At 49.3% G+C, this 23,308-nt stretch carries 41 protein-coding genes and 2 tRNA genes; 34 read left to right on the top strand and 9 right to left on the bottom strand.

Features of this window, described 5'->3' with window-relative positions; genetic code table 11:
• Nucleotides 1–19: 19 nt before the first annotated feature.
• From ACMWL8_RS03880 to ACMWL8_RS03850, 7 genes are all read right to left on the bottom strand, one after another.
• Nucleotides 20–184 (bottom strand): hypothetical protein, encoded by a 165-nt coding sequence (locus tag ACMWL8_RS03880; protein WP_164474123.1) that lies wholly within the window; start codon nt 182–184, stop codon nt 20–22.
• Nucleotides 181–351 (bottom strand): hypothetical protein, encoded by a 171-nt coding sequence (locus ACMWL8_RS03875; RefSeq protein WP_414751568.1) that lies wholly within the window; start codon nt 349–351, stop codon nt 181–183. Before ACMWL8_RS03875 ends, ACMWL8_RS03880 begins: the two co-directional genes overlap by 4 nt.
• 84 nt (nt 352–435) lie before the next feature.
• Complete coding sequence (locus tag ACMWL8_RS03870; RefSeq protein WP_353433625.1) at nt 436–687, bottom strand: hypothetical protein; 252 nt, start codon at nt 685–687, stop codon at nt 436–438.
• 150 nt (nt 688–837) lie between these two features.
• Complete coding sequence (locus tag ACMWL8_RS03865; RefSeq protein WP_353433623.1) at nt 838–1,056, bottom strand: DUF551 domain-containing protein; 219 nt, start codon at nt 1,054–1,056, stop codon at nt 838–840.
• Nucleotides 1,056–1,334: a hypothetical protein gene (locus ACMWL8_RS03860; protein WP_353433622.1), complete on the bottom strand. Its 279-nt coding sequence runs from the start codon at nt 1,332–1,334 to the stop codon at nt 1,056–1,058. The genes ACMWL8_RS03865 and ACMWL8_RS03860 overlap by 1 nt, the downstream gene beginning before the upstream one ends.
• Nucleotides 1,335–1,369: 35 nt before the next feature.
• Nucleotides 1,370–1,597 (bottom strand): hypothetical protein, encoded by a 228-nt coding sequence (locus ACMWL8_RS03855; RefSeq protein WP_353433621.1) that lies wholly within the window; start codon nt 1,595–1,597, stop codon nt 1,370–1,372.
• A gap of 4 nt (nt 1,598–1,601) precedes the next feature.
• Nucleotides 1,602–1,967, bottom strand: a complete 366-nt coding sequence (locus tag ACMWL8_RS03850; protein ID WP_353433620.1) for an antitermination protein — start codon at nt 1,965–1,967, stop codon at nt 1,602–1,604.
• Nucleotides 1,968–2,392: 425 nt separating this feature from the next.
• On the opposite strand from ACMWL8_RS03850, the gene ACMWL8_RS03845 reads away from it, so the two are divergent.
• On the top strand, nt 2,393–2,590 hold the full coding sequence (locus ACMWL8_RS03845) for a hypothetical protein (protein ID WP_414751567.1): 198 nt from the start codon (nt 2,393–2,395) through the stop codon (nt 2,588–2,590).
• A gap of 135 nt (nt 2,591–2,725) precedes the next feature.
• Here the strand turns inward: ACMWL8_RS03845 and ACMWL8_RS03840 are convergent, their stop codons facing one another.
• Both ACMWL8_RS03840 and ACMWL8_RS03835 read right to left on the bottom strand, forming a co-directional pair.
• Nucleotides 2,726–3,673, bottom strand: coding sequence for a P63C domain-containing protein (locus ACMWL8_RS03840; RefSeq protein ID WP_032655965.1), 948 nt, complete (start codon nt 3,671–3,673; stop codon nt 2,726–2,728).
• A 142-nt stretch (nt 3,674–3,815) separates the two neighbouring features.
• The gene (locus ACMWL8_RS03835) at nt 3,816–4,529 is read right to left on the bottom strand and encodes a LexA family protein (protein WP_395121789.1); all 714 of its coding nucleotides are present in this window, start codon (nt 4,527–4,529) and stop codon (nt 3,816–3,818) included.
• Nucleotides 4,530–4,629: 100 nt separating this feature from the next.
• On the opposite strand from ACMWL8_RS03835, the gene ACMWL8_RS03830 reads away from it, so the two are divergent.
• From ACMWL8_RS03830 to ACMWL8_RS03670, 33 genes are all read left to right on the top strand, one after another.
• Entirely contained in the window at nt 4,630–4,827 is a 198-nt protein-coding gene (locus tag ACMWL8_RS03830) for a Cro/CI family transcriptional regulator (protein ID WP_013098070.1), read from the top strand.
• A gap of 114 nt (nt 4,828–4,941) precedes the next feature.
• Nucleotides 4,942–5,232 carry a CII family transcriptional regulator gene (locus ACMWL8_RS03825; protein WP_062677034.1) on the top strand — a complete coding sequence of 97 codons (291 nt, stop codon included), beginning with the start codon at nt 4,942–4,944 and terminating at the stop codon, nt 5,230–5,232.
• Nucleotides 5,233–5,266: 34 nt separating this feature from the next.
• A complete protein-coding gene (locus ACMWL8_RS03820) occupies nt 5,267–5,911 on the top strand; it encodes a GIY-YIG nuclease family protein (RefSeq protein ID WP_414751566.1) in 645 nt (214 codons plus the stop codon).
• Entirely contained in the window at nt 5,898–6,743 is an 846-nt protein-coding gene (locus ACMWL8_RS03815) for a replication protein (protein WP_414751565.1), read from the top strand. The genes ACMWL8_RS03820 and ACMWL8_RS03815 overlap by 14 nt, the downstream gene beginning before the upstream one ends.
• 2 nt (nt 6,744–6,745) lie before the next feature.
• A complete protein-coding gene (locus ACMWL8_RS03810) occupies nt 6,746–7,591 on the top strand; it encodes an ATP-binding protein (RefSeq protein WP_414751564.1) in 846 nt (281 codons plus the stop codon).
• Complete coding sequence (locus tag ACMWL8_RS03805) at nt 7,588–7,884, top strand: hypothetical protein (protein ID WP_414751563.1); 297 nt, start codon at nt 7,588–7,590, stop codon at nt 7,882–7,884. The genes ACMWL8_RS03810 and ACMWL8_RS03805 overlap by 4 nt, the downstream gene beginning before the upstream one ends.
• Before the next feature lie 452 nt (nt 7,885–8,336).
• Nucleotides 8,337–8,603, top strand: a complete 267-nt coding sequence (locus tag ACMWL8_RS03800) for a hypothetical protein (RefSeq protein WP_414751562.1) — start codon at nt 8,337–8,339, stop codon at nt 8,601–8,603.
• A 2-nt stretch (nt 8,604–8,605) separates the two neighbouring features.
• Nucleotides 8,606–8,770, top strand: coding sequence for a hypothetical protein (locus tag ACMWL8_RS03795; RefSeq protein WP_200895775.1), 165 nt, complete (start codon nt 8,606–8,608; stop codon nt 8,768–8,770).
• A complete protein-coding gene (locus ACMWL8_RS03790; protein ID WP_414751561.1) occupies nt 8,751–9,188 on the top strand; it encodes a recombination protein NinB in 438 nt (145 codons plus the stop codon). Before ACMWL8_RS03795 ends, ACMWL8_RS03790 begins: the two co-directional genes overlap by 20 nt.
• Nucleotides 9,185–9,850 (top strand): hypothetical protein, encoded by a 666-nt coding sequence (locus ACMWL8_RS03785; protein ID WP_414751560.1) that lies wholly within the window; start codon nt 9,185–9,187, stop codon nt 9,848–9,850. Before ACMWL8_RS03790 ends, ACMWL8_RS03785 begins: the two co-directional genes overlap by 4 nt.
• A gap of 204 nt (nt 9,851–10,054) precedes the next feature.
• A complete protein-coding gene (locus ACMWL8_RS03780) occupies nt 10,055–10,999 on the top strand; it encodes a DNA cytosine methyltransferase (RefSeq protein WP_414751559.1) in 945 nt (314 codons plus the stop codon).
• Nucleotides 10,992–11,168, top strand: coding sequence for a protein NinF (locus ACMWL8_RS03775; RefSeq protein WP_368526246.1), 177 nt, complete (start codon nt 10,992–10,994; stop codon nt 11,166–11,168). Before ACMWL8_RS03780 ends, ACMWL8_RS03775 begins: the two co-directional genes overlap by 8 nt.
• Nucleotides 11,158–11,460, top strand: a complete 303-nt coding sequence (locus tag ACMWL8_RS03770) for a hypothetical protein (RefSeq protein ID WP_414751558.1) — start codon at nt 11,158–11,160, stop codon at nt 11,458–11,460. The genes ACMWL8_RS03775 and ACMWL8_RS03770 overlap by 11 nt, the downstream gene beginning before the upstream one ends.
• A complete protein-coding gene (locus tag ACMWL8_RS03765) occupies nt 11,453–12,058 on the top strand; it encodes a recombination protein NinG (RefSeq protein ID WP_414751557.1) in 606 nt (201 codons plus the stop codon). The genes ACMWL8_RS03770 and ACMWL8_RS03765 overlap by 8 nt, the downstream gene beginning before the upstream one ends.
• Nucleotides 12,055–12,252: a protein ninH gene (locus ACMWL8_RS03760; RefSeq protein WP_200523636.1), complete on the top strand. Its 198-nt coding sequence runs from the start codon at nt 12,055–12,057 to the stop codon at nt 12,250–12,252. Before ACMWL8_RS03765 ends, ACMWL8_RS03760 begins: the two co-directional genes overlap by 4 nt.
• Entirely contained in the window at nt 12,240–12,425 is a 186-nt protein-coding gene (locus tag ACMWL8_RS03755; protein WP_129324739.1) for a hypothetical protein, read from the top strand. The genes ACMWL8_RS03760 and ACMWL8_RS03755 overlap by 13 nt, the downstream gene beginning before the upstream one ends.
• Nucleotides 12,422–12,805: a hypothetical protein gene (locus ACMWL8_RS03750; protein ID WP_164954839.1), complete on the top strand. Its 384-nt coding sequence runs from the start codon at nt 12,422–12,424 to the stop codon at nt 12,803–12,805. The genes ACMWL8_RS03755 and ACMWL8_RS03750 overlap by 4 nt, the downstream gene beginning before the upstream one ends.
• Entirely contained in the window at nt 12,802–12,918 is a 117-nt protein-coding gene (locus tag ACMWL8_RS03745) for a hypothetical protein (RefSeq protein ID WP_286783846.1), read from the top strand. The genes ACMWL8_RS03750 and ACMWL8_RS03745 overlap by 4 nt, the downstream gene beginning before the upstream one ends.
• Complete coding sequence (locus ACMWL8_RS03740; protein ID WP_155020009.1) at nt 12,918–13,415, top strand: antiterminator Q family protein; 498 nt, start codon at nt 12,918–12,920, stop codon at nt 13,413–13,415. The genes ACMWL8_RS03745 and ACMWL8_RS03740 overlap by 1 nt, the downstream gene beginning before the upstream one ends.
• 97 nt (nt 13,416–13,512) lie before the next feature.
• Nucleotides 13,513–13,587, top strand: a tRNA-Asn gene (locus tag ACMWL8_RS03735).
• Nucleotides 13,588–13,590: 3 nt separating this feature from the next.
• Nucleotides 13,591–13,666 (top strand) — tRNA-Arg (locus ACMWL8_RS03730).
• A gap of 446 nt (nt 13,667–14,112) precedes the next feature.
• Nucleotides 14,113–14,418 carry a phage holin family protein gene (locus ACMWL8_RS03725; RefSeq protein WP_122008274.1) on the top strand — a complete coding sequence of 102 codons (306 nt, stop codon included), beginning with the start codon at nt 14,113–14,115 and terminating at the stop codon, nt 14,416–14,418.
• Complete coding sequence (locus ACMWL8_RS03720; RefSeq protein ID WP_045259827.1) at nt 14,405–14,845, top strand: lysozyme; 441 nt, start codon at nt 14,405–14,407, stop codon at nt 14,843–14,845. The genes ACMWL8_RS03725 and ACMWL8_RS03720 overlap by 14 nt, the downstream gene beginning before the upstream one ends.
• Nucleotides 14,842–15,312: a lysis protein gene (locus ACMWL8_RS03715; protein ID WP_045259828.1), complete on the top strand. Its 471-nt coding sequence runs from the start codon at nt 14,842–14,844 to the stop codon at nt 15,310–15,312. The genes ACMWL8_RS03720 and ACMWL8_RS03715 overlap by 4 nt, the downstream gene beginning before the upstream one ends.
• Before the next feature lie 179 nt (nt 15,313–15,491).
• Entirely contained in the window at nt 15,492–16,013 is a 522-nt protein-coding gene (locus ACMWL8_RS03710; RefSeq protein WP_353433609.1) for a Rha family transcriptional regulator, read from the top strand.
• A gap of 250 nt (nt 16,014–16,263) precedes the next feature.
• Entirely contained in the window at nt 16,264–16,530 is a 267-nt protein-coding gene (locus ACMWL8_RS03705; RefSeq protein WP_353433608.1) for a hypothetical protein, read from the top strand.
• Between the two features lie 70 nt (nt 16,531–16,600).
• Nucleotides 16,601–17,044 carry a hypothetical protein gene (locus ACMWL8_RS03700; protein ID WP_032667338.1) on the top strand — a complete coding sequence of 148 codons (444 nt, stop codon included), beginning with the start codon at nt 16,601–16,603 and terminating at the stop codon, nt 17,042–17,044.
• Nucleotides 17,041–18,600 (top strand): phage terminase large subunit, encoded by a 1,560-nt coding sequence (terL, locus tag ACMWL8_RS03695; RefSeq protein ID WP_353433607.1) that lies wholly within the window; start codon nt 17,041–17,043, stop codon nt 18,598–18,600. The genes ACMWL8_RS03700 and terL overlap by 4 nt, the downstream gene beginning before the upstream one ends.
• 8 nt (nt 18,601–18,608) lie before the next feature.
• Nucleotides 18,609–19,865, top strand: a complete 1,257-nt coding sequence (locus ACMWL8_RS03690; protein ID WP_045259833.1) for a DUF1073 domain-containing protein — start codon at nt 18,609–18,611, stop codon at nt 19,863–19,865.
• A complete protein-coding gene (locus tag ACMWL8_RS03685; RefSeq protein ID WP_045259834.1) occupies nt 19,858–20,664 on the top strand; it encodes a phage minor head protein in 807 nt (268 codons plus the stop codon). Before ACMWL8_RS03690 ends, ACMWL8_RS03685 begins: the two co-directional genes overlap by 8 nt.
• Before the next feature lie 12 nt (nt 20,665–20,676).
• The gene (locus ACMWL8_RS03680; protein ID WP_045259835.1) at nt 20,677–21,849 is read left to right on the top strand and encodes a DUF2213 domain-containing protein; all 1,173 of its coding nucleotides are present in this window, start codon (nt 20,677–20,679) and stop codon (nt 21,847–21,849) included.
• Complete coding sequence (locus ACMWL8_RS03675; RefSeq protein WP_045259836.1) at nt 21,849–22,358, top strand: hypothetical protein; 510 nt, start codon at nt 21,849–21,851, stop codon at nt 22,356–22,358. The genes ACMWL8_RS03680 and ACMWL8_RS03675 overlap by 1 nt, the downstream gene beginning before the upstream one ends.
• A gap of 9 nt (nt 22,359–22,367) precedes the next feature.
• A complete protein-coding gene (locus ACMWL8_RS03670) occupies nt 22,368–23,306 on the top strand; it encodes a DUF2184 domain-containing protein (protein WP_058670785.1) in 939 nt (312 codons plus the stop codon).
• Nucleotides 23,307–23,308 lie beyond the last annotated feature (2 nt).

Genomic DNA, 23,308 nt, shown 5'->3' with positions numbered 1-23,308 from the left:
GACCAGGTATCTGCAATGCTCATTGCTTGGCGACCTTAATCAGCTGAGTTATCTCAATGATGTCCTCGCATAAATCCGTATACTGGAATGGCCCGCAGTTATGTGAGTTAGTGCGACGAGCAAAAGCCATTCTTCGTAGCTCTTTCAGAGCTTCTTCCAGCTCTTCGTAAGTAGGTTTGCTCATGGCTGCTCCTTCTGATTCAGAAGCTCAACCAGACGCTCCAGCAAGCTCTTAACGCGAGGCTGCTTGAAGTCTGCGCCGGTCAGAATATTGCGGCGTGAGTGTTGAATGGACGTGATTGCGTTGAAGCTACCCATCGGGATAGCCCCTGCGAGATTTAATGTCTGCATGGGTAGTTCCTTATGTTGTGTGTGATTGCATAGCGATAGAGACTCGTGAATCTCTGTTGATATGCGGGCATGGAAAAGCCGCACTCAGGCGGCTTCTGATTTCTCGTCTTCGTAACGCTCAATAATCTCTTCGCTGTATCCGCTTTCATTCAGATACTTGATAACCTCATCCGTGCTCATGTCACCAAAAACTGCAGAAAGAATCGCTTCCCTGAACGAATTCAGTTCATTTCCTTCTGAAACGTCAAAGTTAATAGTTGTTCCACCTTCTTTAATGCGAACTTCACGCCATGTTGCGTGTCCGCTGATACCGCCTTTGCGAATATCAATTTCCATACTTTCCTCCAGGCAAAAAGAATGCCGCCCTGACTGCTGGCGGCAAAGACATAACGAGGGATTTCCAATAATCAGAACTATCGAGTCGTCCTCAATAGTACGGTGCGGTATTACACCCAATAGCTAACTCATAGAATTAGCTATCAGCTGCTATTCGCTTGGTGGTTCAGGTAATGGCATCCAGTGAGTTACCCCATAACCATCCTCCAGCGGGAAAATGTTTACTGTTGCTCCGCCTCGTCTGAATGTCGCTCCAGTAAATTCAGCATCGTGAATGCTTGGGGGAACATATTCGCTGTTGAAGTCGATGAATATAAGCACCTTGTCGTTCTTTTTAGGCATCCTCTCACTGCACTTAATCCACTCCATCACCCCTCCCCAAGAGCCTTGCTGATGGCTGCGCGAGCTGCTAATAACGCAGGATTATCAATGCTTGCTTCGTGCTCATAAGCAGTAACCATATTTTGCAGTGCTTCGAGCAAATCAGGAGCTGCCATAGCAAGCTGCGCATTTGCTTCCGCTTCACCTTTCAAGCAGTTTCGACCCGGTGCAAATCCTGCATAGAATCGATTCTCGCCATCTTCCAGTGCGTACACCATCCTGCCATCACGCACCCATTCCTGTTTTGACCCCTTAAACTCTTTCATATTCACCTCTGTGCTTGCTGCCAAAATAAGGCCGACTATGCGTCCTTGTTGAATCCCTTTTCAGTAAAGAACTTAATTCCATCCTCGTAAGCATCGATAAGCTCTAATGAATCAGGTTCACTCCTAAGCTCAGGAGACCATTCTTTCTGCTCTTCAATGCCACGCTTTAGTTTCGCGACAATCACTCTCTCAATGTATTCACGGCGACTTTCAAGCAATTCAGTAGATGCTTGAGTCATGTAGAAATTAAGTTGCTCAATCACAAAATCACCTCGCTGTAACCTGTTTACTCTTACGATGACCAGCTGCGAAAAGCGCCACTTCTGGCAGACATACAGCTCCGCTCACATCCTGTTTACGTCCGAACTCATTCGCATACACAATCGCTGCACGCTCAAGGTTGCGTTTGTACTCTTCAAGCTGCCAGAACGCGTCCTGCACCATGAATTTGATCGGCTTAGCGTCTTCAATGCGCTTAGGTGTTTCGTGTTTACCTTTAGCCTGAATCTGAGCACGGCTGAGAGTAGGGCGATGCATCACTTCTGAGCTTGCCGTAATCTCATTCTGGAGCGCTGCACGACGCTCACGACGACGACCTGATGCTGAGCCATTGAAAGCTGTTCTGCGTGTCATAGTGACCTCCTGATGAACTTTGGTGATGTGGTGAATGTGGAATCGAACCACAAACCCCGCTGGACTTTTCGCTTGGTTGATCAGGCCAGGCACCATCGATTTATTAACAGGTGGCTGCGCCGCCATTCCTGCTGGGTATTCGATGCCTGCGAAATTGCTTCCTGCTTCACCACATCCCAAAGTTCACTTTGGTTGTTAGGCTTTTCAGCCTCGTAGATTCATCTCTGAATCGTTGTATGTTCACCGTCCTGGTGAGTAGTGCGTCCTGCTGATGTGCTTAGTATCACCGTAAGTGGTATTGCAGTCAACACCGCGAGAGATATTTTATTACCGCAAATGGTTATGTGTATGTATTTCATGGTTATTTATTTTCATAAAAGCTTAGTGCGATACTGCTTCGAGTTAAAAATGAACGAGGGATTGGTATGAATCTGGACGAGGATCGCGTGAACATGATGGTTACAGCTATGGGGCGGGCGATTATGGAGCTATCGCTCGCCAATCAACCAATAACTCAGGAAGCTGCCGTTGAAAAGCTGGAGCAGTACCGAAAAGAGATGGGTAACGTGATTGGGGAAGGGGTTAACAAGGATGCAGCGGAGATAGTGCGGAAAGGGCAATAAAAAAGCCCGCACGGGCGGGCAGGTAGTGTTGCGATAGTTATTGTTATCAGCTTCAGGCTGAATAGTTATCGGCAGAATGGCGGATAGCTTTATAGGTGGGCAATAAAAACCCGGCACGGTGGCCGGGTTGCGACTTTATTTGAAGACTCTCTCAAGAGCGCTTTCATATTGTTCTTTTGTTTCGCACATGGATGCCATGCCGATAATTTTGCCAATGTGTCTACGTAGTGCTTTCACGCCCACATCAGAAAGGAACATATGGATTTTGTCACCTCTCTTACCGTTTTCCTCGCGATTTTCCTTGGCGATATCGAGAATCTTGCCTTCGCTCTTTGCTAATGTTTCGTAGATATGCCTCTCAGTAAACCAGCGGAAATTTCCTGGATGTCCGCCTTTTTCTGGTTTTTTCAGTTCGTATAGCCGGTACCATTCATAGTAAAGCTCATCAGGGAATTCTTTTTCCCAAGCACGAGCTTCTTCTCGAACGTACATTTTGAAAGCTTCGATTACCGCCTGCGCCGCAGGCTCATAACCAGAAACGGCATATGCAACGCCGCGAATACCAGATTTAGCAGAAGCATTCATAAGTCTTTGTGCGGCTTCTGCTGCTGCAATTCTATTAGCTGGCAAAACCCCTTTTTCTTTCGCCTTGACTAGGAGCTTTGCTATGTCTATTACTACACCGATGTCAAATCCATGCGCAATTGTCGAATTATTGGATCGCGCCTCTAATTGAAATTTAAGGGGTTTTTCTAATTTATCCTCTAAATCTGGATCGCGCATCTCGCTCATGAATGGAGCCGACATTAGTCTGTCTATATCGCGAGCAAGAGAGCCTATCTGGAGAAGTTGAGCTAATCCGGTCTTGGTTACAACTGGTGTTTTCAACTCATCGTTTAAAACATAACACTCGGCATCAATCCCAAACTGCTCTTTGAAATTTCCCATGTGAGTGGCTTTATAACCCCAGCGGGCAATAGCTCCGCTCTTGGCTTGATCACTTCTTTGTTTTGCAGTGAGGGATTTAGCTCTAGCAACCCCGCCTTTTGCTTTTCCAGTTGGTTCTTTTTTATTTTCTGACATTGTAAGCACTCTTGCTGTGAAATGTGCTTGCATCATAATCACTGTGTAACCATACAAGCAAGAAATATTTTTATTTTTATGCTTGCATTATTGCAGGCAAAAAAAAGGCCGCATTTCTGCGACCTCTCTCTTATCAGAACTATCACCCAAACGTCTCGTCAGGCCACTGGCTGGCTACTACCTTCCCAACAACTCGGCAGTTCTCATTGCATGGAATCATAGGAAACTGGGGGTTTAACGGTTGAAGGAATGCCTGTCCGCTATCCTTAATCAGTCTCTTGAAGGTGAACTCATCACCATCCAGCCTCGCAATGCAGAAATCACCTGGGTCAACCGGCTCCTCTGGATCAACAAGGATAAGCATTCCTTCAGGGAAGCTTGGGCGTGAACCGGCAGGGGCAGTCATTGAGTGCCCATCTACCTCTAACCAGAACGCAGCATCACTGGCTTTCTTCGTTGTACTCACCCATCCCTCAGCATCTCGCTGAGTGAACGTTCGAAATTCAGGAGAAAACATACCAGCTTGCACATGCGAGAAGACTGGATACTCATACTCGTTTCTCTTCTGTACATCTGCGCCTATGGCTCTGTACAAGTCAGAAATCTCTTTGGCTATTGACGGACTAAATTCCTCTATTCCTACCTGAAGAATGTTTGCCAGCATGGCTGCATTGTTCGCATTAAGGGCATTTACGCCGTTTAAAATCGCCCCAACAGCTGATTGCCCGATCCCCATGGAAAAAGCAATGCCTTCTTGAGATAGGCCAAGCTCTGATTTCTTTTTCTCGTATATAGCCTTCAAACGCATAGCGTCTTCAAGCTGCTCTTTGGTTAGTGGTTTCTTTTTAGCGCTCATACGTCAAATTTATCACCGCAGGGGATAAACATCTAACACCGTGCGTGTTGACTATTTTACCTCTAGCGGTGATAATGAATCCATGTACTAAGGAGGTTGTATGGAACAGCGCATAACCCTGAAAGATTATGCCCTGCGTTTTGGTCAAACCAAGACCGCACAAGATCTTGGCGTTTACCAAAGTGCAATTAACAAGGCTATTCGCTCTGGTAGAAAGATTTTTTTAACAGTTAAACCTGACGGCAGCATTGATGCGGAAGAAGTGAAGCCATTCCCAAGCAATAAGAAAGCCGCCTAAGTAGTAACACCCCACAACGGACATTCGTCCTACGTCGCTGAAAAGCGAACCTCAAACTTCAAATCGCATCAACCGATGCGTAACTAACTATTTAACTGAGGAAAATAATATTTTATGGAACTAGCAAATCACAGCAAAAAGGTACGCGAAGTGGAAACAGAGCTTCGTGCCAGACTCGTATCAATGGGTCAGACAAATTTCGCAAAGATGGCGGGATGGGCTGATTCAAAGGTGAGTCGATTAAACATCCACGATATGGCGGTGACGTTCGTTCTTCTGGAGAAGGTCTGGGAGACAAGCCTGATTCGTGAAGTGGCAAGACAGGCTATTGCAGCTGTGATGCCAGAAAGCAAAAAGCGCCCGGTGGTGGCCGGACGCTCTGAGCAAATCAGTATCGAATTCTAGAGACACTGTGTTACGCCAAGTAACAGGAGTAATTATGTCACATGAAATTGAAGAATTCCAGGTGCTGAACAGCATGAAGGTGCCTGATGATTTCAAAGTTAATGGTTTTATTTATGTCCTATCAAACGAGTCAATGCCTGGAGTTTATAAAATCGGCATGACTCGCAACTCACCTGATGCCAGAGCAAAAGAGATATCCACTTCAACTGGCGTCCCTCAGCCATTTAAGGTTGTTGCTGCCTTCCATTCAAAGAATCCAGCAAAAGATGAAAAGATCATCCACGAAGCATGGGGCAAAGAGCGTGTTAGCCCTAACCGTGAATTCTTCAGGCTGAGTGATCGTGAGCTTTCTCATTCACTGGATGAGATTAGAACCATTGTTGGTCCTGAGCGAGATGGTGATGTTGCAGAGTATGCAATTTACGACACATTCATCTCGTTTTGCGATGAACCAGAGCTTGATCTTGATGAGGAGCTAATTGAGTTAGGGCTCGGTGGGGTGATGGGGCATATACCAGCCATAAAGAACTTCCTAATCCGTTCAGGACTAGAGTACACAAAGCGACTTATAAGCCAATACAACTCATCGATAGTTATTAACACCGATGGGAGTATTTCGCTTGTTAAGTCTCTTGAAACACAGCATTACGAAAGAGAGGGGCAGAATGAGCTTAGCTGAAGTTTTCTACCTGCCGAAGAATGAGCCTGTAGAACAGGAGCGAAGAGTGGCTGATATCGATGACGGTTACACCCGATTCGCTAACGAGCTGCTGGAAGCTATCGCAAGTGCTGATTTAACCGCTCGCCAGCTGAAAGTCATGCTGGCATACATTCGTAAAACATACGGCTTCAACAAGAAAACAGATCGCATAGCGGACGAGCAAATTGCTCAGTTAACCGGGCTGTCTAGGCAGAACGTTAACAAGGCTAAAAAAGAGCTGATTTCAATGAATTGCCTGTTTATGGATGGCTATCAAATCGGCGTGAACAAGGAGGTATCTGCGTGGCAATTCAGCAAGTGTCTCCAAGTTAGCAATTTAGTCTCTAAACTAGAGACACAGAATGTCTCTAAGATAGAGACAGGCCGAGTCTCGAAGTTAGAGACACACAAAAGACATTCTTTAAAGACAACTAAAGACAATATTAATAAACCCCCTATATCCCCCAAAAAAGTTTCTCCGAAGTTCGACCCATTATCAGTTGAGTTGCCTGAATGGCTTTCTTCAGAAACATGGTCCGCATGGGTTAAGTATCGTAAGGAGATCGGGAAATCGATTAAGTCCATGCAGAGCGTGACAATGGCAATCAATCTTCTCGGTAGGAGCAGGGTGAAGGGATATACACCTGAAGAAATTATCAATCAGAGCATAGCGAGCGGCTGGCAAGGAATCTTTGAGCCTAAGCAGCCAAAAGGGCAAGCACCGTTGAGATCGCAACAGCGTGCTATTCCGGAAAGCTTCGCCACCAAAGACTATGGACAAACTGATATCCCATCATGGGCTCAGGAGTGAACATGACACTGGACGAAAAAATCTCTCAGCTGGAGAAGAAACTTGCAGAGCTGAGTGCTCCGCCTATCGCTATCGAACACACCGAAGTGGAAATTGGCACGGGAATCTGTGAAAAACATGGCGAGTATTCCCAGCGCACACGACATTCAACGGGGCCGATAAAACTGCCTTCACGGCCGTCAGACTGCCCGGAGTGCCTGAGGGATGAGCTTATAGGTCTGCAAGCTGAGAAGATTAAAATCGACGATGCATCACGTAAACGAAACATCGAAATCCTGCTAAGCAACCTGGCAATACCGGATCGCTTCGCTAACTGCACCCTGCAGAACTACGAGCCGGTCAACGATGATGCAAAGAAAGCGTTAAGAGTTTGCCAGGCATACGCCAACAAATGGCCTGAGCGCCTGCAGAAGGGTGGAGGACTGGTGATGTGCGGCAAGCCTGGTACTGGCAAGAATCACCTTGCACTGGCTATCGCACGACACGCCATTACGGAACATCAAAGCTCAGCGGTATTTACAACCGCGCTGAAAATTGCACGAGAGTACAAATCAACCTGGTCTAAAACATCATCACGCACAGAGGATGAGGTGATCCGCTATTTCACCAAGCCTGACTTGCTGATTATCGACGAGGTTGGCGTGCAGTTTGGCAGCGACGCCGAGAAACTCATTATGTTCGAAATCATCAACACCCGCTATGAGCGCATGAAGCCAACCATCCTGATAAGCAACCAGAGCAAAGAGGAACTTGCTGCATTCATTGGTGAGCGTGTCATTGACCGCATGAACGATGGCGGAGGGTGCACGCTGGCGTTTACATGGGACAGCTACAGGAGCAAATCATGAGGCAGAAAGTTCAGATTGAGGCCATAGAGAAATTCGTCATCGACAACCCGGGCACCAAATCTCCAGAAATCATCAAGCACACTTCAGTACCACAGAGGTCAGTAACTTCAGTGTTGTGCCATATGGTTCGCGAGAAGATTTTACGCAGAGAAGGGCCAAGGGGTAGCTACCGGTATTACAAATACGAGAAGAAGAACATGGTTAACAGTAGTGGGGAACCCATCGTTGACCACGATTTACCTAACCCACTGACTGCATTTATCAACCAGAGATTGAGGGAAGTAAGAGCATGAAAAAGAGACATGCAATAGCTCATTGGCGAATAAGCCTGAATGTAAGCTGCCCAAAATGTGGTCATTACTTTGACTTGACTGATGAGGCGGACTTTTGGGAATGCTCAGGCGTAAATCATGCAGGTCAAGAAAGTGAGGGTTACGAAACTGAATGCCCTGAATGCTCTCATGAATTCGAATGTGATTTTGTTTACTAACACCCCAGCACGCTGATGGAGAGAAATGATGAGAAAGAGTCAGGCAGAGAAGAAATTTGGTGAGGCGATAGATGCGCTTTGTTCATGCGGGGAAGACCCGATTAATTACGCTCTTAGTTACGTATGGGGTCGAATGGCTGCTGCTCAACGTGATGAATACATCCATGAGTTCGAGTCAAAGAGAGTCACAGTGACGCTGTCAGATTATGACGATGAACGCCCAAGACTAACGCTTGTAAAGTGATGGAGAGGAATATGGACGAATCAAGAAAGGCTTTTGAGAATGCGTGTCGTGGTGGACTGATAAATGGTGGGCTAGCCAAGTTTGATAATGGGGTGTATGCATCAGAATTAACCCGTGCCGTATTTTGCGGCTGGCAGGCATCTCGTGAAGCTATCGAAATCGAACTCCCAGAGGCCTGTTCGTGTTGCTATAGCGAGTCTGAAAAGGAATGGCATGACTCTGTAATGGGTGAGGTAACAGACATTCTTAGCGCAGCTGGAATCAAAGTGAAGGAGTGAGTATGAGCGCATACGAAGAAATAATGTTAGCCCTGCGATTCTTTTTCGATGTGGAAGAAGATGAAAACGTAAACGAGATTATCGGGCAAGACCATGACCCGATCGGAACCATTGCAGCCGCACTTGACGATTACAGGAGCGTGAAGGGTGAGGAAACTAACGTTTGAACTAAGAAGCCCAATTCATCAGCAGAACGCCATTCAAGCCATACAGCAAGTTTTACCCTCCTACGACAAGCCAGTAATCGTAACCATCTCAGAAAGAACTCGCTCAGCAGTCCAGAACAAACGTTTGTGGGCCACTTTGCGCGATATCTCTTTGCAGGTCGAATGGCATGGTCGCTGGCTGGATGCTGAGAGCTGGAAGTGCATCTTCACCGCAGCGTTAAAGCAGCAGGACGTTGTTCCTAACCTCGCCGGTAACGGATTCGTAGTGATAGGACAGTCAACCAGCAAGATGCGCGTAGGGGAGTTTGCAGAGCTTCTGGAGCTTATCCAGGCATTCGGGGCTGAGAAGAATGTTAAGTGGTCTGACGAAGCTAGATTAGCGCTGGAGTGGAAAGCCAGATTTGGAGATGCTGCATGAGAAACGAATTAGTAATCGGAGAAAAGTTTAATAAGTTAACCATTTTGTCTTTGGCAAAATCGAAGGCTTATATCTTCAAGTCAGGAAGAAAATCCTATAGGGCTCGCGTAGTTTGTTCTTGTGAATGCGGGACGGTTAAAGAGTACGACCTCTCATTGGTAAGAACCGGCAGGTCGAAGAGCTGCGGGTGCTTTCAGCGGGAGATAGGCAGACAAACTTTTACCACTCACGGACATAAAACAACTCCAGAATACAGAGCGTGGGCTGCCTTAAAGCAAAGGGTAACCAATCCGAATTCAGATAGATATGACAGTTATGGAAGAAGGGGAATAACGGTGTGTGAAAGATGGCTTAACTCTTTTGAGCATTTCTACTCAGATATGGGAGATAGACCATCAAGCAAACACAGCATCGATCGCATAGACGTAAACAAAGGTTACTTTCCAGAAAACTGCCGATGGGCAACATCGAAGGAGCAAGCAAGAAACCGTAGAACAAACGTCATCATTGAAACCCCTGACGGTGATATGTGCATAGCAGAGGCCGCAAGCAGGTACGAACTCCCTTACCACATACTCCAGCGCCGCTTAGCAAAGGGAATGACTTCTTTTGATGCCATTGCGATGCCATACAAACCAAGAGTTAAAGCAAAACAGGAGTGACACCATGCCAAAAATGTCATGGTTTCATCATCACGATCTTACAAACGAAGAAGCAACTCAGTTAATCACCGCCTACCAATCCCGCAACGTAAAAACTCAACGAACGCTAAGCGCAGACCCTCGGTTATGGGTGGTTTCGGCATTGCTTCCTGAGTACGCCAGCGAGCCAAAGGGTAGGAGTCAGTATCAACAGAGGATATGGCAATGACTGCATATTACAACGAGATAGATCCATATGCGGCTCAATGGTTACGCAACCTAATTGACGCCGGGGAGATTGCACCCGGTTATGTAGACGAAAGGAGCATTGAAGATGTCACACCAGGCGATTTGCGAGGATTTACCCAGCATCACTTCTTTGCCGGAATCGGTGTCTGGAGTTATGCACTTAGAAAAGCAGGATGGCCTGATGATAAGCCAATCTGGACTGGAAGCTGCCCATGCCAACCTTTCAGCGCGGCAGGCAAAGGAAAAGGGGTTAATGACGAGCGGCACCTATGGCCGGCGTTCTTCTGGCTTATTGAGAAATGCAAACCTGGCATCGTCATTGGCGAACAAGTTGCAAGCTCAGACGGCCTCGCTTGGCTCGACCTTGTACAAACTGACCTGGAAGGTGCGAACTACACCTCGGCAGGCACCGATATTTGCGCTGCGGGCTTCGGTTCTCCGCACATCAGGCAGCGACTGTATTGGATGGCCTACTCCAACGACGAACATCAACTTTCAGCCAGAGACGCGCAGGGGAATTCAGAACCTCTCTGGATGCGTGAGGTTAGCGGGCTGGCAAACGCCTTTGGCGAACGATGCAACTGGTTCAACACATTGCTACAGCGGGAAAGACAAGGAGGGCAATCCGAGAATCTGCCTGAAACTGCCAGGCACGGTGAAGCTATGCACACATTACCGGTTAACGGCTACTGGAGAGATGCAGACTGGCTTTACTGTAGAGATGAAAAATATCGTCCAGTTAGACCCGGCTCATTCCCGATGGTTAATGGCATTGCCAAAAGCCTGGGACGAGGCAAGTCCACATTGGGAGGAATGGCAAAGCGCAATCAAGACCAGCGCATTATTGGATATGGGAACGCAATAAACGCAGAAGTAGCAACGTCATTTGTAAAAAGTTGCATGGAGGTTATTCATGCTTAGCCAATCAGAAGCCCAATCCTACGAGCAGCAGAGCATACGTCGAACGTTGTGCGCTGGCTGCACGAAGGAGCTATCAGATGGCGAGGTTCATTGCTGTGAAGAATGTGCATCACTGGCAATAGCGTATCGCGACCCTAACGGATTTATGACGGAGGAAGATGATGAGTGAATTGCGAGTTGGAGGACTAGCTCTAATCATAAAGAGCAGAATTCCTGAGAACATAGGAGTGACTGTCAGATTAGTTAAATATCTTGGCATAGTTAGGGGGATTTTAGATGGCAGAGAGCTTGAGGCGTGGAATGTTGAGCCAGCATCTGGTGGTGAGATAAAAGGGATTTTCCCGGGAGGATTGGTTGCAAAATGGCATTGCGTAAGCTGCCCGGCAAACTGGCTAATGCCAATAGACGGAGAAGACTTTTCTCACGAAGATGAGCGACAGAAGGAATTGACCAATGGCTAAATCGCCCCGGCGAAAATGCAAAGTCTGTAATGAATGGTTTCACCCGGCATTCTCTAATCAGTGGTGGTGTAGCCCGGAACACGGAACTGAATTAGCACTGGAGCGAAGAAGCAAGGAGAGAGAAAAAGCAGAGAAAGCAGCAGACAAGAAACGACGACGAGAATATCAGCAGCAGAAAGACAAGTTAAAGATTCGAAAGCTCGCCTTAAAGCCCCGCAGTTACTGGATTAAACAAGCCCAACAAGCAGTAAACGCCTTCATCAGAGAAAGAGACCGCGACTTACCATGTATCTCGTGCGGAACGTTCACGTCTGCTCAGTGGGATGCCGGGCACTACCGGACAACTGCTGCGGCACCTCAACTCCGATTTGATGAACGCAATATCCATAAGCAATGCGTCGTATGCAATCAGCACAAGAGCGGGAACCTGGTTCCATATCGCGTGATGCTCATTGAACGCATCGGGCATGCAGCTGTAGAAGAAATCGAATCTGACCATAAGCGCCATCGCTGGACTACTGAAGAGTGCAAAGCGATTAAGGCAGAGTATCAGCAGAAGCTTAAAGACCTGCGTGAAAGCAGAAGTGAGGCCGCATGACACCCACTATAAAAACCATCCCTGACATCCTCGTTGAAGTGCGCGGGAATCAGTCAGAAGCAGCCAGGCAATTAGCTTGCAGTCGAAACACCATCCTCAGGTATTCACGAGACACCAAAGCTCAATTCCACGCCATCGTTAACGGCGTTCTCATGGTTCATCAAGGCGGTCGAGGTAAAACATGTGCTCAGTAACTAACATCCAGCAAGTCAAATGGCAGCGTCAGCGCGATATACATACCGAGCAGGTGCTTATTGGCAAAGAGCATGAGCTTGAACGCAGTCTTGAGTATGTGCGCGAGCAGTTGAGGGAAGTGCGCAATCGACTTGGTACGAATAAGCCAGACCATGACCCGGAGGCAGCATGAGCACAGAAACCGAAATTGAACTGGGCAAGGTTGTCGCTTTCCCGTCAAAGAATAAAGACATGCAGGATGGGCTGGTCATTCAGCGAGAAGGCCAAAAGGTCATGTGTCTGCACTCGGCTGTATCGATAAACGGAAAAGAGCGAACGCTACGCTGCCGGAAATGCGAAACGCTAATCGATCCATTCGACTACCTGATGACACTTTGCGACCAGGAGTCTCGCTACTGGGAAAGCGTTAAGTATCTTCGCCGCGAGGAAAAGCAGCGCCGCCAGAACATCGAAAAGCTCATTCAGATTGAGAAGAACGCCAAGTCCCGCATTCGCCGCGCCGGTGATAAGTCTCCACTTCCTCTGTGGCAGAACGAGAGGGTGGACGAATGACGCGTGACCAGATTATCCGATACCAGGCAGAAAGCGTTAAGCGCGCCAACATGCCGCCAGTAGCAAAGCACAGCCAGACCAAAACCAATCAGCCACAGAAGGAAGCCGCATAATGAAACTGGAATTAACCAACGACCAGCATCAATGGGTAGACCAGTGGCTCCAGTTGTGGGGCGCATGGTGCCAGACCGGCAAGATTGATAAAGCGATGATCAACATGATTGCCAGATTCATGGCTACCGTCGAGCCCCAGCAAGCATCACGACCGGTATGTAGTGATGATGACGGGATGCTCATTGATGCTGTCATTCGTCACTATCTGAAGAATGTGGATGAAAATGCATGGCGGGTTGTCTTCGCCTACTACGTTTGTAACTCCAGCGAGATCCGAATTGCATCATGGCAGCATGCAGTAAGTAAGCCTCGCCTGATGAAGACGCGTGGCGGCAATCAGTATAAACACCCAAGCATCTCGACAATCCGTAGAGAGGTGAAGCAAATCATCAATGCCTCACTGTTCTGTTTGTACCAACCGCTGCAAAATGCGTTTAACAATCGCGAAAATGTGAGGAAAATTGCAAATAAATCACACAACGTGCTTGCAATTTAATGAACAAATGAGCAAACTAATTCGTATATGTTGCCATTGTTGTGTGTGACATGAATGAATACCAAGCCCCGCCATCGTGCGGGGCTTTTTCGTTTCAGGGTCAGAAGCACAGCGGTTGTGCGTTCGGCTGTTAACCGAATGGTCGAAGGTTCGAATCCTTCCTGTCCCGCCAAATTCGCCTGTAGCTCAGAGGAAATAGCAACCGCCTTCTAAGCGGTTGGTCGCTGGTTCGAATCCAGCCAGGCGAGCCATCAGCAAAACAAGTCGTCATCTCGGCGGCTTTATCTTGCATCAGGTGCATAACTGAATTCGCGAATACGTTATGCCGTCCGCTCCACGAAACGGAGTGCACAACAGGAAAGAGCATTTGTAGGGTTCGACTCCCTGCCGTGGGGTTGCGCCACATGATGCGAGTCATGAGTGCTCTGTCCGTTGTGGTGAATGTCCTGATGGCGTCGTAAAGCGATAGCCGTGAATGCCGGATAGCAGCGCCGGCCACCACAAACCAAACCCACTACCTGGGACCCTTCGGCCATAGAGCCGACATTGCCTTACCCTCATCTTCCCGGCCTGTCGCCGGGTTTTTTATTCAGGCCGCAGACAATCAATTCCTGATGCCACGTATCTATCGTGTCTGACGGCCTTTCCCCACTACACAAACAGCACCCCGTTTTTCGGAGGTGATATGGCTAAACGTATGCAAGATAAAGAAAGCATTGCCGGAGTGTCATGGCTTATTGTCCTTGCTCTGTCATGCTGGGGCGGCCTGGTCCGATACCTTATTGACGTTAAGCAGAACAAAGCTACCTGGAGCTGGATTAATGCGCTGGCACAAATTGCAGTGTCCGGCTTTACCGGTCTCATTGGTGGCCTAATCAGCGTAGAAAGTGGGCTGAGCCTTTACATGATTCTGGTTACGTCAGGCATTAGCGGGGCGATGGGCTCCGTGGCTCTGACCTATTTCTGGGAACGCCTGACGGGGATGAAGAATGCAAACCAGTGACAAAGGCATTGCCCTGATCAAGCAGTCCGAAGGCTGCAAGCTCACCGCGTACCAGGACAGCGTCGGAGTGTGGACGATCGGCTATGGCTGGACTCACCCAGTCGACGGTAAACCGATCCGCGCCGGGATGACGATTAAGCAGGAGACTGCGGAGCGATTGTTGAAGACCGGACTGGTCAGCTACGAAAGCGACGTGTCCCGCCTGGTTAAAGTAGGGCTGACTCAAGGGCAATTCGATGCTCTGGTGTCGTTCACGTATAACCTCGGCGCCCGGTCATTGTCGACATCGACTCTCCTACGAAAACTCAACGCCGGTGATTATGCTGGTGCTGCCGATGAGTTCCTGCGCTGGAATAAAGCTGGCGGTAAAGTCCTGAACGGGCTTACCCGTCGCCGCGAGGCAGAGCGCGCTCTGTTCCTGTCGTGATTGGTGCGCTGGTTAAACGCTACTGGTTGCAGTTGCTGGTTATAGCGGTAATCGGCGTGCTGGCGTTCTTCGTGAACCACTACCGCGACAATGCCATCACCTACAAAGACCAGCGAGACAAAGCCACCAAGAATCTCAGCTTAGCTAACGCCACCATCAAAGATATGCAGGTGCGCCAGCGAGATGCGGCTGCGCTGGATGCCAAATACACCGGAGAACTGGCTGATGCGAAAGAAACCATTGAGCGTCTGCATAGCGATGTCATTGCTGGCCGTAAGCGGCTGCAGCTCAACGCAAACTGTCCCGCGAACGGAACGACCAGCACCGGCGGCCTGGGCGATGCTACCGGCCCCCGACTTACTGACTCCGCTGAACGGGATTATTTCACCCTCAGAGAGCGAATCGTCACAGTGACGAAGCAGGTCGACTACCTGCAGGACTACATCAAAGAGCAGTGCCTCAAATAACAGCCTCGCAATAGCGGGGCTTTTTTGTATCCGTATTTCACCGCACACCGCAGCGCACTCCAACTACGTCGAACCATACCCTTTGAAATGAGCCTTTGAGGAAGTCAGTTAGTGCTGGCGAGCCTCGACGGGCTGATTTCCTATGCGGCAAAGGTTCATCTCAAAGAAAGGTACACGCTATGAATAATCCGTCAGTTATTCCAGCTTTCGATTTTCGTGAAATGGTCACGACTCTCGATAACAAGATAATCACCACATCACTCAAGGTGGCTGACTACTTTGGTAAGCGACATAAAGACGTTTTGCGCGCCATACGTAACCTGAAATGCTCCGATGACTTCACCCGGCGCAATTTTGCGCCCATTGATTTTATTGATAAAAATGGCGATGTTCAGCCTATGTATAACATCACCCGCGACGGATGCATGATGCTCGTGATGGGATTCACTGGCAAAACAGCTGCCGCAGTAAAGGAGTGTTATATCAATGCCTTTAACTGGATGGCCGAGCAGCTAAACCGACGCATGGCGATGGGAGAAGAAATGCAGCACCGCTACGCCATCAAAGAAACGCGCTCAAAGCTGAAAGGAACGATCGGCAGCCGGTTGATGAACGAACGGAAGAAAGAGAAGCGCGTTTTGGCATTGGAGCATGAACACATCATGCAGGTCACTCAGCCAGAACTCCTCATTGGTAGCTAACTACCTCTAATAATTTTCTCCCGCGTCGTCCTGTCGCTGTCTCACCATCTTAACGAAGACCACGCCGCCTAAGCGGTCTCCCTACGTGCGAGTGGATGGTGTTAATCAATAACAGGGCATACCGCGATTTACCCGCTTAATCCATGAGGCGGGGTTTACGCACATGCTCGCGGTGACTGCGATGGTAGAAGAAAAGTCACTGGCAGCCGGAACAGACGGCTAAATCACAACAAATTAACAGGAACTCGAAATGGGTAATAAAAACGAATTAGCTGAAATGGTGCCAGCAAAGTTTCAGGAAAAGGCTTTCGACTGGCTTCTTCAAAAGCTCGATGAGGACATTGAGGCGGCAAGTAGATACGAAGCTGAGAAAGAAACGCAAGACATAATTCGAACGGCTGCCATCAACAGAGCAAAGTTGGTTTCAGATTCTCTTCTGGCGATGTATTCACCTCGTGTATTCAAAGTGGATGCTGAAGCATTAAAAAAGCACATGCCTCATCCAGAAGTCTGGTAAGCGAATAGCAGCAGTTATTACAGAAGCTCCTTACGAGGGGCTTCGATAATGACAACCACAAGGAATCGACATGGCGACCAAAAAGAAAACGGGCCGCCCTTCTGACTATTTACCAGAGGTGGCAGCTGATATATGCGCAAAGCTAGCCGAAGGTGAAAGCCTACGCACTGTATGCTCCCGACCAGGAATGCCTGGCAAGGCAACAGTATTTCGTTGGCTAAAAGAACATGAAGAGTTTCGAGACCAATACGCAAAAGCCACTGACACGAGAGCGGACTCCATTTTCGAGGAGATGCTGGAGCTTGCTGATGATGTGAAAGAGGACGGCGCGGCGGTTGCTAAAGCTCGCCTTCAGATAGACACGCGGAAGTGGGTGCTTTCTCGAATGGCACCAAAGAAATATGGCGACAAGGTCGTGAATGAGCTTGTCGGCAAGGACGGCGGACCTATCCAGCAATCACATTCCGTAGCCGTAGACGAAAAGGCGCTTAACAGCATATTGAGCAAACTATGAGCCAAATACTCGAATGGGAAGATTTGAGCGAAGCAGAACGCCAAGCCATCAAAGTCCTGTCCGAGCGCTCATTTCTGGCCTTTAACCGCATATTCTTTCAGCTGTTGCAAGGTGAGAAGTGGTCAGTTAACTGGCATCACCGATACATTGCGCAGGTGATTGAGGATATCGTCGCTGGCAAGCGCCGTAATGTTGTATTCAACGTTCCTCCAGGCAGCGGCAAAACAGAGATGTTAAGCATCCATGCGCCAGTGTGGACAATGCTTAACTGCCAGAAGGTCAGGAACCTCAATATTTCCTTCAGCGACACACTGACAAAGCGTAACAGCCGCAGAAGCCGAGAAATCATCACGTCAGCTGAGTTTCAGACGCTTTGGCCTCACTCGCTAGGCGTTAATCAGGCTGACGAATGGCAATTGTTGAACGATGACGGCAAGGTTAAAGCCGAAGTAGTAAGCCGTGCGGCAAGTGGTCAGATTACCGGATCGCGTGGTGGTTATCAGATGCCAGGCTTTTCAGGTTGGATAAACCTTGATGACTTCGACAAGCCTCTCGATGTTTTCTCAGAGGTGAAGCGCAAAAAGGCACGGCAGACATTAACCAACACCATCCGCTCTCGTCGAGCCAATAAGTCAAAAGAGAACCCGACACCGATAGTCGCCATTCAGCAGCGGCTGCACACAGACGACAGCAGTGCATTCATGCTGTCAGGTGCAATGGGTATCGACTTCGAGCACGTCATCATCCCTGCGCTCATTGATGAAGCCTATATCGAGTCATTACCAGAGTGGCTTCAGGAGCATTGCTGGAATGACGTCAAAGACAGCGAGAAGATGCGAGGCTACTGGTCATACTGGCCTGCCAACGAATATGTAGGCGACCTTTGTCGCCAGTGGGACACGGACGAATACACCTTCATGTCTCAGGGCATGCAGAAGCCTATCAAGCTCGGCGGTAATGTATTTGATGGTTCATGGTGGCAGACATACGGGCCTGATGGAGATAAACCGGAGCCTGAGCGCTACGAATACCGCTTCACTACCGCAGACACAGCGCAGAAGACGGCTAACCATAACGACTGGTCAGTGCTGTGCGAGTGGGGCGTTTACAAAGACGACCTCTATCTAATCCACATGGAGCGCGGCAAGTGGAAAGCGCCAGAGCTAGAAACAAACTTCAAGGCGTTTATCTCTCAGGCATGGCGTAAGAATCGGGAAGCGGGAACACTGAGAAAAATCTACGTTGAAGATAAATCCAGTGGCACGGCTCTTATTCAGAACCTTGAGAAAAAGCTTCCCATCAAGATAAACGCTCTACAGCGAAACAAAGACAAAGTTACCCGGGCAATGGACGTTTTGCCGGTAGTCAAAGCACAGCGTGTCTATCTTCCTGCTGACGCTTCATTCTCCTCTGAGTTTATCGCTGAGCACAGTGCTTTCACCTACGACGACACTCACGACCACGACGACATCGTGGATAACCTTATCGACGCCGTGACTGAGGAATTACTCCTTGGCAGTGATGCCCTACGCAGACTCAAGGCGCTTGCAAGCTGAGAACTCACATGGCTAAACGCAACAACAGGCAGCAAAAGAAAATCGACAAGAAGATGAACATGGACAGCTATCAAAACGTGTTCATGAACATCGGAACAGGCGGTGACAGGTCAGCCTACAGCCGCATCCGTACAGCGCACCTGCTAACAAAGGCAACCCTAGACAGCATCTATCTCGGCGACGGATTAGGACGTCGCATCATTGACGTAGTGGCTGACGAAATGTTTCGTGCTGGCTTCACCGTAGACGGTGCAAACAATGAGCCTGAGATTATGTCTCGCTGGGACGAGCTTAACCTCACTCAGCAGTTTACGGACGCGGTGGCATGGGCTCGCTTATATGGCGGCTCGCTAATGCTGTTCGGTGTTAATGATGGCGGAGACCTTCAGTCGCAAATTGGCGAGGGTGAGCTTGAATTTGTCCGTGTGTACGACCGCTATCAGGTTCAGCCTTTCCTTCGCGATACCAACCCTGAAAGCGCAACATACGGCGAAATAACTCAGTACCAGATCAACCCTATCTCAGGAACGCCTTACTACGTTCACGCCAGCAGATGTCATGTGTTCGACGGAGAGCGACTGCCTAACCAGATTCGTCATCAGAATCAGGGATGGGGTGCTTCGTGCTTGCAGGGAGTCTATCAGGCGCTGACTGATTACGGCATGAGCCACGCACACGCTACAAGCCTGCTTGAGCGCAAACAGCAGGGCGTCTGGTCTGCTGCTGACCTGGCTGACCTCTGCAAAGACGGTGAGGGTAGAGATGCAGTGCAGGCTCGTCTCAACATGGTCGATATGACGCGCAGCAACGGCAACACCATCGGCGTAGACGCAAGCACTGAGAAGTACGAGCTGCTTAATGGCTCTCTGGAGGGCGTAGTCGATGTACAAGACCGCAAGCAGTTACGCATATCAGCGCTGACCGGCATCGATGAGCAAATCCTGTTCACCAAAACTCCATCTGGTCAGGGCGCGGATAAAACCACCGTTCCTGAGTCATGGAAGCAGCTCATTGGGCGCAAGCAGAAGGATGAGGCGAGACCTGCAATTGAAAAGGCGGTCAACTTCCTCACCACTGATAAAACCTGGACGATTAAGTTCAATCCTCTCTCAGTACCAACAGAGAAAGAGCAGGCAGAGACGGCTAACCAGTGGTCACAGGCTGATGAACGCTATTCGCAGCTTGGATGGGTAAGCAACGATGAAGGTATCGCCACAATGAAAAAACGTGGAGGCTACGTCTATCCGGAGATGAGCAATGGCTAAAGTCTGGCTTCATCCCTACGGCATAGAACGCGACTACACAAACGCGCTTGTAAAGGCCACCAGGCAGTTCAACAAAGAAATCAACTCAGCATACGGCGATATTCGCTTCGATGGCTGGCAGGACGATATGTCGGCTGTGCTGGCTTATCTCCGCAATGCTGGCAACCGCATCTTCCAGCCAGTAATTGATCGACTTCCGTCTTTCTTCGCGCTAACGAGTCAGTTTAACGACAAGCAATGGCGGCTGGTTGTGAAGGGTGGAACTGGCTATGACATCCCACCTTCGCAGGCTGTTATTGCCGGCCAGACAACTGTGCCCGTCTCATCTGGCGTGCTTGGTGTTGATGCTTATCGCGCTGAACCATGGCTGAGAGAAATGCAGGAGTTATGGGTATCAGAGAACACCAGGCTGATTAAATCCATTCCTGCTGACGAACTGGCAGACATGGAAGGCATCATCCAGCGCGGTGTAATGAATGGCTCAAGCGCTGACACCATCAGGAAGCAGATTCAGGAGCGATATGGCGTCACTGAGAGGCGCGCAAAGCTGATCGCAGTTGACCAGATAGGCAAAGCCAATTCAGCGCTCACAAAGCAGCGTCAGGCCGATGCTGGCATAACAGGCTACAAATGGCGAGGCGTACTTGATGAACGTGAAAGGCCTGAGCACAGAGCGCGAGAAGGTAATTCCTACAAGTGGAGCAATCCACCTCCTGATGGACATCCGGGGCAACCTGTCCGGTGTCGATGTTACGCAGAGCCTGACTGGTCTGGTTCAGTTTTCGATATCGGCGAATAAATAAGGCAAAACATGAAAACAGTATCTCGCTTCGATGTGGGAGAGCTTCGTGCGTCCGTGAACGAGGATGGTTATCTGGAGGACGTGCCGGTAGTGGGTCGCGTTGGCATCCAGTTATACCGAAATCCAGATGGCTCAGTGCGTCGTGAATTACGCCCGCCTGAAGAAGTATTCAACGCTGATTCACTGGCGAGTTTCAAAGGCAAACCGATCACGCTAGGCCATCCCGGCGCGGTGAATTCCAGAAACTCCCGAAAGCATCAGGTCGGAACGATGCTGGATGTTGGCAGAAAGGACGGCAGTAACGTTGCTGTTCCCATCATCATCCATGCTGACGAAGCAATATCTCAGGCTAAATCAGGCCGGGCAAGACAGCTTTCTCTGGGATATCGACTCGACCTTGAAGAGCGTCGCGGCTGGTTCAACAGAAAAACTCAGGAAGTAGTTTTCAGAGACGACGAATCCGAGAAATTCCCTGATGGGTACATAAGCGCTGACTGGGAAGAGTTCGACGCCGTTCAGCGAAACATCCGCATCAATCATCTCGCCCTCGTATCTAAAGCCCGGGCCGGTGATGTAGCAACACTGAATCTCGACGGTGATGAAGAAATCACCTTAGACGATGACGACAACCAACCAAAAGGTAAAACAATGCAGAAATTGCGACTCGACAACGGGCTTGAGTACGATGCTTCTCCTGAAGTCGTCGTGGCGTTCAACGCCCTTAAACAGGATGCAGAGGACGCTAATACCAAGCTGTCCGAAGCGCAAACAACCATCTCCACCATCACAGCAGAGCGCGACACTCTGAAAGCTGACGCAGCAGAGTTTGAAAACAAGCTGAAGCAGGCTCGCGAAGATGCAGAGAAAACCATTAAAGCTCGCACAGAACTCGAAGCAAAAGCAGAGAAGCACGGCATCAAGTGTGATGGCCTGGATGATATTGCCGTCAAGAAAGCGGTTGTAGCCAAGCTGAAGCCATCTATCAAGCTCGACGGCAAAGACGACACCTACATCAACGTCGCGTTCGACATGGCGATTGAGTCAGCACCTATGGAGCAGCAGCGCAAAATCGTCAATCAGGACAAAGCCCAAACCCGCGATGACTCCGCTGAACCAAAAGGCTCTGCCGCTGCTCGCCAAAAATACCTCGACCGCCTGCACGGCAAAAAGGAGACAGCATAATGCCTGTTCAGACTTCCTACGATAACGACATGCAGATCGCAATGCCTGGCATGCGTTCAGATTCAACCCATCAAATCACAGACGGTTGCAACGCAGCACAAGGCGCTATCAAGCCTGGCTATGTGGTAGCTCGCGTATCAGTAGCTAACGACAAGCGCGTAGTTAAACAGGTATCTGCGGCTGGCGATGCAGCAAACCTGATGGGTATCTGCCGCTTCAGCCACTACGGCTGCGTCACAGGTCAGTATGAAGATGGCGATGCCGTCAACGTGATGACATGGGGCCGAATCTGGGCTGTAACCACCTTATCAGCAGCACCAACCATGGGTACAGGCGTTAACGTTCTCACCTCTGGCGCAGACGCTGGCAAGGTTGCAGCAACCGGTGGCTCTCTGGCTCTGGACTGGGTGTTTACTGGTAAGTTTACCACTTTCAAAAACAGCGCTGGCGCAACAGTTAACCTGGCTGAAGTTCAAATCCGCAACCAGACCACACAGCCAACCGCATAAGGAACAATAATGGAACAGATGAATTACGACGAAGCGGACCTGTTCGCTATTGAACACGGCGCGGCGGCTAACGGCATTCGACTGGATGAAGGCGAGTCAATCTTCCTGGCTCGTGAGCTGGACTACGTTAAAACCAAGGTTTACGAAGTCGAATACCCTGCACTGACTGCGACCACTCTCTTCCCGGTCACATCAGAAATCCCTTCATACGCCAAAACGTTCACTTACGGCGTATGGGATGCAGTAGGCATGGCGCGTATCATCGCTGACTACTCTGACGACCTGCCAAATGTCGGCGTTAACTATCGTGAAGAAACCGGCAAGGTGTTCAGCCTGGGTAACTTCTACGAATACAGCCTGATGGAAATTCGAGCATCACAGGCAACCGGTAAGAATCTGCCAACTCGTCTGGCTAACGCCGCCCGTCGCGCGCATGACGTGAAGGTTAATGACCTGGCGTTCTACGGCGATGATGATTATCAGATCGTCGGCGTTCTGGATCACCCGAACATTCCAGTAACTACCTCTGCTGGCTGGACCACTGGCGAGATCGCTTCTGGTGAACTGGAAGATGCAGTATCAGCAATCGAGACGGTAACTAAAGGCCTGCACTCTGCGAACGTGATCGCACTGCCGCCAAGCGCCTTTAAAATCCTGTCCAAGCCAATGCCAAACACCAACACGTCTTACATGACCTACTTCAACACCCAGTATCCTGGTATGCAGTGGATTCGTGTAAACGAGCTGGAAGACATCGATGGCGCAGGCACTAAGGCCGCTCTGGTAATGGAACGTAACGCTGATAACGCATCCATGGAAATCCCGCAGCCGTTCGAACAACTGCCACCTCAGGCTAACAACCTGGCGTTCAAGATTCCATGCCACAGCCGCGCTACCGGCGTACAGGTTTACCTGCCGCTGACCCTGCATCTCATCAAAGGCATTTAAGA

Source organism: Enterobacter sp. 04-C-12-SI-ECC (genome assembly GCF_047530715.1).
Classification (GTDB): Bacteria; Pseudomonadota; Gammaproteobacteria; order Enterobacterales; family Enterobacteriaceae; genus Enterobacter; species Enterobacter bugandensis.
Note: the sequence above shows the minus strand (reverse complement) of the source record. Positions and strands in the feature narration are given on the sequence as shown.